7 protein-coding genes are annotated in these 6,205 nt (G+C 64.1%); 3 read left to right on the top strand and 4 right to left on the bottom strand.

All coding sequences use genetic code 11. The annotated features are described in order from the left end of the window. From P1T08_11670 to P1T08_11655, 4 genes are all read right to left on the bottom strand, one after another. Positions 1 to 725: hypothetical protein (locus tag P1T08_11670; GenBank protein ID MDF1596728.1), on the bottom strand; the 725-nt coding region annotated here is incomplete at its 3' end. 9 nt (positions 726 to 734) lie between these two features. Next, a complete protein-coding gene (extP, locus tag P1T08_11665; GenBank protein ID MDF1596727.1) occupies positions 735 to 1,496 on the bottom strand; it encodes a selenite/tellurite reduction operon b-type cytochrome ExtP in 762 nt (253 codons plus the stop codon). 43 nt (positions 1,497 to 1,539) lie between these two features. Beyond that, positions 1,540 to 1,992, bottom strand: a complete 453-nt coding sequence (locus P1T08_11660) for a 4Fe-4S binding protein (GenBank protein ID MDF1596726.1) — start codon at positions 1,990 to 1,992, stop codon at positions 1,540 to 1,542. Further along, entirely contained in the window at positions 1,992 to 2,591 is a 600-nt protein-coding gene (locus P1T08_11655; GenBank protein ID MDF1596725.1) for a hypothetical protein, read from the bottom strand. Before P1T08_11655 ends, P1T08_11660 begins: the two co-directional genes overlap by 1 nt. On the opposite strand from P1T08_11655, the gene P1T08_11650 reads away from it, so the two are divergent. From P1T08_11650 to P1T08_11640, 3 genes are read left to right on the top strand one after another with little or no spacing between them, the layout of a single operon-like run. Continuing rightward, positions 2,514 to 4,316 carry a cbb3-type cytochrome c oxidase subunit I gene (locus P1T08_11650; protein MDF1596724.1) on the top strand — a complete coding sequence of 601 codons (1,803 nt, stop codon included), beginning with the start codon at positions 2,514 to 2,516 and terminating at the stop codon, positions 4,314 to 4,316. The two genes, P1T08_11655 and P1T08_11650, sit on opposite strands and share 78 nt — an antisense overlap. After that, positions 4,309 to 5,124: a cbb3-type cytochrome c oxidase subunit II gene (locus tag P1T08_11645; GenBank protein ID MDF1596723.1), complete on the top strand. Its 816-nt coding sequence runs from the start codon at positions 4,309 to 4,311 to the stop codon at positions 5,122 to 5,124. The genes P1T08_11650 and P1T08_11645 overlap by 8 nt, the downstream gene beginning before the upstream one ends. Next, positions 5,121 to 6,071 (top strand): c-type cytochrome, encoded by a 951-nt coding sequence (locus P1T08_11640; GenBank protein MDF1596722.1) that lies wholly within the window; start codon positions 5,121 to 5,123, stop codon positions 6,069 to 6,071. Before P1T08_11645 ends, P1T08_11640 begins: the two co-directional genes overlap by 4 nt. The last annotated feature ends 134 nt before the right edge of the window (positions 6,072 to 6,205 follow it).

Genomic DNA, 6,205 nt, shown 5'->3' with positions numbered 1-6,205 from the left:
TTCGCCTTCGCCTCCACACTCCGCCTGAACAACTTCTCCGGCATACCGGCCGCACTCGCAGCCGCCGCCCAATCGAGTTCGCCGGCAGGACCTGCCACGGTTGGGGCGGGTGTAGGGGGGGCAGCCTCTGAAGCCGGCTCCATCGCAACTGCAACGGGTTCCACCACGGTTTCGACGCTCCCGCCGGTCATCTCAGCAAGGACGGCAACCGGATCGAGACCCCTGGCCTTTGCTTTGGCTTCTACGCTTCGCTTGAGCAGCGCCTCGGGCATACCCACTGCCAGCGCCGCCGCTGCGTAATCGATCTCGCCTCCGGCCCCGAGCAAGGGCACTGCCGGTGTATCTGCCACAGGAGCGCTCGGCGGTTCATTCTCGACCAGTGCTTCTACCGGAGCCTGCGATTCCGCCGGCGCCTTCTCCTCCTGCTTCTTGGCGGACGGCGGTATGACGAGTTCCTTCTCGCCCTTCAACTCCGCCACGGCATCAGCTTCCGGGACGCCCAGGACCCTGGCCCGGGCCGCCGCCTCGCGAGTGAGGAGATCGTCGGACAGCGTCGTCGGATGTTCTGGTTCGCCGTCGGTAGGAGCGTCCTCGACCCGTGGCGCCGAGGCGGTGCTCCCTACCGCAGCTCGCATCTCGGCCAGCACCTCATCGACGGGTACGCCCGTGGCGGCAGCTCGTGCTGCGGCAGATCGCCGGAGGAGTTCTTCTGGGATATCGACCAATGGAGCTCCTTACAGCGGGCCTGAGATGCCGCCGTCTTTGCGGACTCGCCAGAAATGTACGGCCATGAACACAACGATGATGAAGGGCAGGAAGAGCACGTGGAGGACATACCAGCGCAGCAATGTGTCGGCCGAGACATCGGCCGCCCCCAGTAATGCGAATCGCACTTGGTCGCCGAAGATCGGAACGAACCCGGCCATGTTGGTGCCGACCGTCACTGCCCAGCGGGCGAGCTGATCCCACGGAAGGAGATACCCGGTGAACGACAGCAACAAAGTTAGGAGCAACAGCACAACGCCGATCACCCAGTTGAACTCGCGAGGGGGCTTGTAGGCGCCGTGATAGAACACGCGGCTCATATGCAGGAACACGGTGAGAACCATGAGGTGAGCCCCCCACCGGTGCATGTTCCTGACCAGCGACCCGAAGGCGACGCTGGTCGAGAGGGCGGCCACATCGACGTAGGCGGCCTCGGCGGTCGGGCGGTAGTAGAACATGAGGAAGATGCCGGTAATCGTGAGCAGAATGAACAGAAAGAAGCTCAGGCCGCCCAAACAGAGCGTATAAGAGAGACGGACGCCGTGGCGCTTCACCTTCACCGGGTGCAAGTGATACAGCACGTTGTTCATCACCACGTACGACCGGTTCCTGGGACTATCTGTGTGGCCCTTCTTGAATGGTGATCCGGGCCGGAACACCGAGTCCCAGGCCTGACTGCTCGTTACGCGGTCGCCGAGTTCCGTCGCCTTCTCCTGCACCGTGTTCAGCAATCCAGTCTTGCCGTTCCCGTTCGCCACGTTCCGTACCTTCCCGTTACCAGCGGACGCCGTAGGCGTACCCGTTCTTGAAATCCCGCTGCCCTGTGTCGACTTTCCAGGGCGCCTCCAGGACGCCCGCTTCTCGCGCACTGTCTGAAACCGATCCCGCGAACTTGCCGAGGGTGATCACGTTCGTTGGACACCGATCGATACACAGTGCGCAACGGGTGCATGCCTCCTCATCAACCACGAAGAACCCGAAGGCGCCCTCTTCCTCTGACGGATCCTCGACTCCGAACGCCTCGTCGATAGCATCGAGCGAGAGGTAGTGAATGCACTTCCACGGGCAGATGTCAACGCATCCCTCGCAGAGAATGCACTCGGCCTGGTCGATATGGAGGAACTGCTTGGGGCGGACGGCCTTCTGAACGGTGTCGGTGTCCACGAGCGTCAACTGATAATCGTCGCGAAATGGAGGCGCTTCGATCCAGGCGTCCGTGCGGGCCATCAGCGCTCTCCCCTCGTGAGAGGCCGGCCGTACAGTGAAGTCTTCTCGACAATTACGGCCTTGGGTTTCGCTTTGCCCCAATCCTGGATCTTGAACGCGAAGACGATTGCAGCACCGAGCACCCCCAGGTTGTACCCACCGGAGATGGCATCCTTCACGGCAGCCCAACTGATCGATACATCGTTGCCAAGGACCAGCCAGGAGGGAATGGTGAGAGCGATTCGTTGTCTGGTCAGCTCCAGCGGTCCCTGGCTGAGATTGAGCCACTCCGACGGAACGATGCCGAAGATGATCACGAATTCGAGCCACGTCAGCAGCGCGGCAAACCCGGCCCTCGCCCAGGTCATCCTCTGATTGGCGACCCACAGGAGGAGAGCGCCGGCGATGGCGAGCTGCGAACCGGCCGCCGCGATGAGCTGGCCGCCGGTGGACCAGGGAACACAGCGCTCGGAGCCGAGCATGCAGCCGCGCGGGAACCAACCGAAATAGTCAACGCGCTCCCCTTCCGGAAACCCGGAGTAATGGGCGAACAGAACGCCGAAGGCGAGGAGGAAGAGCCCAACCGAGAACAGAGCGGAACCCAGCCGCCTCCTCTGCATGTCGTCGAGCTGACTAAGACGGTGCACTGCGATATCGCCCTCAAACTCGCTTCGGTGCCGGGGCAGGTCGACCCTAGCCGAGCACTTCCTTCCGGCAGCGGGACTTTAGTCGCCTCACAGCCAGACCGTGATCCGCCTGCTCGTCACGGATTCGGTCGTCGCCTGAGCCAATTGCCAATTGCCAATTGCTGCCGACGGTTCAACACATGTGACGATCGCGTCGCGCGTCCCCTGAGCGGCACCTACCCCGACCATCCATTAGTCTCTGGTCGCCACAACGACCTGAAGGGACCCGCGTTGGTCGCTGAGACGCACCACAACTCAGCCTCTTCGATCGACAGCGACCCGGTCGCTCGACGACACCTGTTGTTAGGGACAGCCTTCCTTCTCCTGGCAGGATTCCTCACGTTGGTGCAATTCATCAAGGGCGTCTTCCCGGCGTTCCTGGATGGGTTGGGGTTCTGGACGTACGGACGACTTCGTCCAATGGCCGCTGCCGTCACGATGTTCGGGTGGCTCACTCCGACACTGATCGGTGCTGCCTACTACCTCGTTCCTCGACTCGGTGGTTCCCCGCTCCGTTACAGAAGACTCGCCGGCTTGAACGTCTGGTACCTGGCCGGTGTCGTCCTCCTGGGCACGGGAGCCATAGGCCTTGGCGCGGGTGATGGCTTCGAGTTGTTCGAGTTCCCACAGTGGGCGGACTTTCTCCTGCTGGCGGGGCTCGTAGTCCCGGCGTTCGTCGTCACCGCAACGCTCAGATCCAGATCGAGAATTACCCCGCCCGCATCTCTGCTGTACACGGCCGCAGCAATTGTCTGGCTGCCCGTCATTGCCGGCGTGTCCAATCTCCCCGGTCTCAACCCGGTAGGTGTCTCTCTACTGTCTTCATTCACTACGGCAGCCTTCCACTATCTCTGGATCGTCGGCGCCGCGCTGGGCATCGCGCTCTACCTCATTCCAAAGCTGACGGAGGGACCGCTGTTCAGCGAACAGATCGCCCGCATCGGCTTCTGGACACTCGCCCTCGCAGGAGGGGCATCCGGATACTCCAGATTCACCCACGGTCCTGCACCTGACTGGCTCGAAACCTCAGCGATCGTGTTGGGTCTCGTACTCGTCGTGGTAGCCATCACGGCGTTCGTCAACGCCACCGCCACTGTGCGCGGCCGGTGGGACCTGGTGCGATCGTCGGTGCCCTTGCGTTTCGTGCTGGCCGCCACCGCTCTGCTACCGGTTCCGATCGCGCTCTCGGCCCTCGCCGGGTTCCGGTCGGTCGCCTCGATAGTCGGACTCACCGCATGGTGGGACGGAACGTCGTTCTTCCTCTTGTTCGGAATCGGAGGCTGGATTGCCGCCGCATTCATCTATGCCGCACTGCCGCGGATGCTCGGCCGGGATCTCTACGATGACCGCCTGGCCGAATGGCACCTCCGTCTCACCATGATCGGAGTGACGTCGACCTCGGTGTTCCTCTGGTTGACCGGTCTGGTTGCCGGGTTCACCTGGACGGGCGCAACGTACAGCGGCGCATACGTCAACACCGGAGACGGTTTCACCCAGACTCTCGACGCCATCTCCCTCCTGCGATCCCTCGCACTGGTCGGTGTTCTCATCACCTTCGTCGGTCAACTCGTGCACGGCTACGTCATCTACAGGACCATTACCTCTGGAACGCCGATCGCCCACGAGGTCCTCATTCCCGCGGAGGCCGAAGGTGAGTAAGGAAGTCGTCGACGTCCTCGCCGAGCGCTTCGGTGCTTCTGCCGCCCTGATTCAGCGCTCGGCGGCGGCGCGTGCCTCCGCCCAGGGAGCCGCTACCGAGGCTGTGCTGAACGCCTGGGCCGGCGGCAGTCCACCGCCGGCAGCCTCGACCCCGGCCGTCGTCGAAGCGCCCGAATCGATGGCGATCACTCCCGAACCCGTCGAGGTCGAGGCGACTGATCAGCCAGAGTCCGAAGAGGCCGTAGTGCGACCGGAACCGGAAGCCGTCCCGGCCGAAGCTCCACCGGCACCCACCCCGCTTGCGGCAGCCGTTCTCTCTGCGCCGGTCGCGATGGATGAGCCAGCGCCGATGCCGGGCGGGACACTCAGCTCGCTGCTCCTCGGCGCCATAGCCCTCTTCGCCATCATGTTCTTTGCCGCGGTCATCGCTCCCGCCTCGGCCGGCAATGCCCAGGTGCTCGATGCGGTGGATCCGATCGTTCTGTCGGCCGGCGCCGAACACGGCCGGGATGTCTATCTGGCTCAGGGTTGTGCGTTCTGCCACACCCAGCAGGTCCGGCCGGTGGTCACCGACGCCGACCTCGGGATCGTCACGCTGTCTGGGAGTCCGCTGGTCCCCGGTCTCCGGCGCAACGGACCAGATCTCACCCACATCGGATCCCGCCCGCCGACCGACGATCCTGTCTGGCTGACCGGTTATCTCGAGGATCCGGAGGCCCTCAGGGCCGGGAGCAAACATGCCTCGTTCGGATACCTGTCCGCCGGCGATATCGAGGACCTCGTCGACTATCTCCTGGAATCCAAGTGAGCAACGAACACATCACCACTCTCGCCGGGCAATATGGAGCATCCGAAGCGCTCATCCGCAGGTCGGCGGAGGCTCGCGCCGCCGCGACCGGATCGTCACCCGAAGAGATCCTGGCTGCCTGGACCGGTGGAGCACCTCCGCCGCAGCCTGCTGCAACTGAGCCGGCGGAGAGTATTCAGCCGTCTCGAGCTCCGTCTCCCGAGGAATCCCGCCCGGACGAAGCTCCCCCGAAGTTGGAGGAGCAACCACCAACCGCAGCGATTGCACAGCAGTCCGCTGAAGAGGCGCCGCCCATCACGCCCACCGCTGCCCACGTCATGGCTGAGACGGTCGGGCGCCGCTCGGCCTTCTCCCCCTGGATGGTGGCCGCCTTCCTGGTGATCCCACTCTTCGGATTGCTCTACCTGGTCGTGAACTCCAACGGAGTCGCCTGCGGTGACGGCGGCCGCCTCGAGGTGGCGTTTGATGGTTCCCTCGTGAACTGTGATGGCACTCCCTTCGAGGGCCGCGGGGGCGGCGGCGCGGAAGCTGCATCCTTGCTCGCCCTCGGCCAGGAGGTGTACACCGCCGGAGCGCAGTGTGCATCGTGTCACGGCGCCAACGGCCAGGGCGGCACCGGCCCGGCCATGGCGGGCGGGGCAGTGATCGTCACCTGGCCGACTTGTGACGACCACATCAAGTGGATCACCCTCGGCTCGGACGGTTGGAGCGTTGCCGTCGGCAGCACGTACGGCGCCGAGGCAAAACCCGTCCAGGGTGGTATGCCGGGCTTCGAAGCCGACCTCAGCGATGAAGAACTCCGCGCCGTCACCGCCTTCGAACGAATCCGCTTCGGAGGAGCGCCGGCCGAGGAGACGCTCATCGCCTGCGGCTTGATCGTCCCCGCAGAGGCCCCCTCCGATGCTCCGACCGAGCCTCCGGCTGGGGAGACCGGCAGCGGGGGCTAGAGACCAGGCCGTAGGCCGAGCCATAGGCCGTAGGCTATGAGCTGCCTACTGCCTACTGGGAGAGGCTCAGGACATCGTTGGCGGAAAGGCTCAGGACATCGTTGGCGTTTGATCACCCTGTCGGTCGTGTCGAG

It is taken from the genome of Acidimicrobiia bacterium (assembly GCA_029210695.1).
In the GTDB taxonomy this organism is placed as follows: Bacteria; Actinomycetota; Acidimicrobiia; order Spongiisociales; family JAHEDJ01; genus JAHEDJ01.
The sequence above is the reverse complement of the archived record's forward strand: the minus strand, read 5'-3'. Positions and strand labels throughout refer to the sequence as shown.

What these genes read in the sequence shown, in the direction of transcription:
- P1T08_11660 (MDF1596726.1), bottom strand. Translation starts at nt 1,992, where the DNA reads ATGGCCCGCACGGACGCCTGGATCGAAGCGCCTCCATTTCGCGACGAT.
- P1T08_11655 (MDF1596725.1), bottom strand. Translation starts at nt 2,591, where the DNA reads ATGCAGAGGAGGCGGCTGGGTTCCGCTCTGTTCTCGGTTGGGCTCTTC.
- P1T08_11650 (MDF1596724.1), top strand. Translation starts at nt 2,514, where the DNA reads ATGGGCGAACAGAACGCCGAAGGCGAGGAGGAAGAGCCCAACCGAGAA.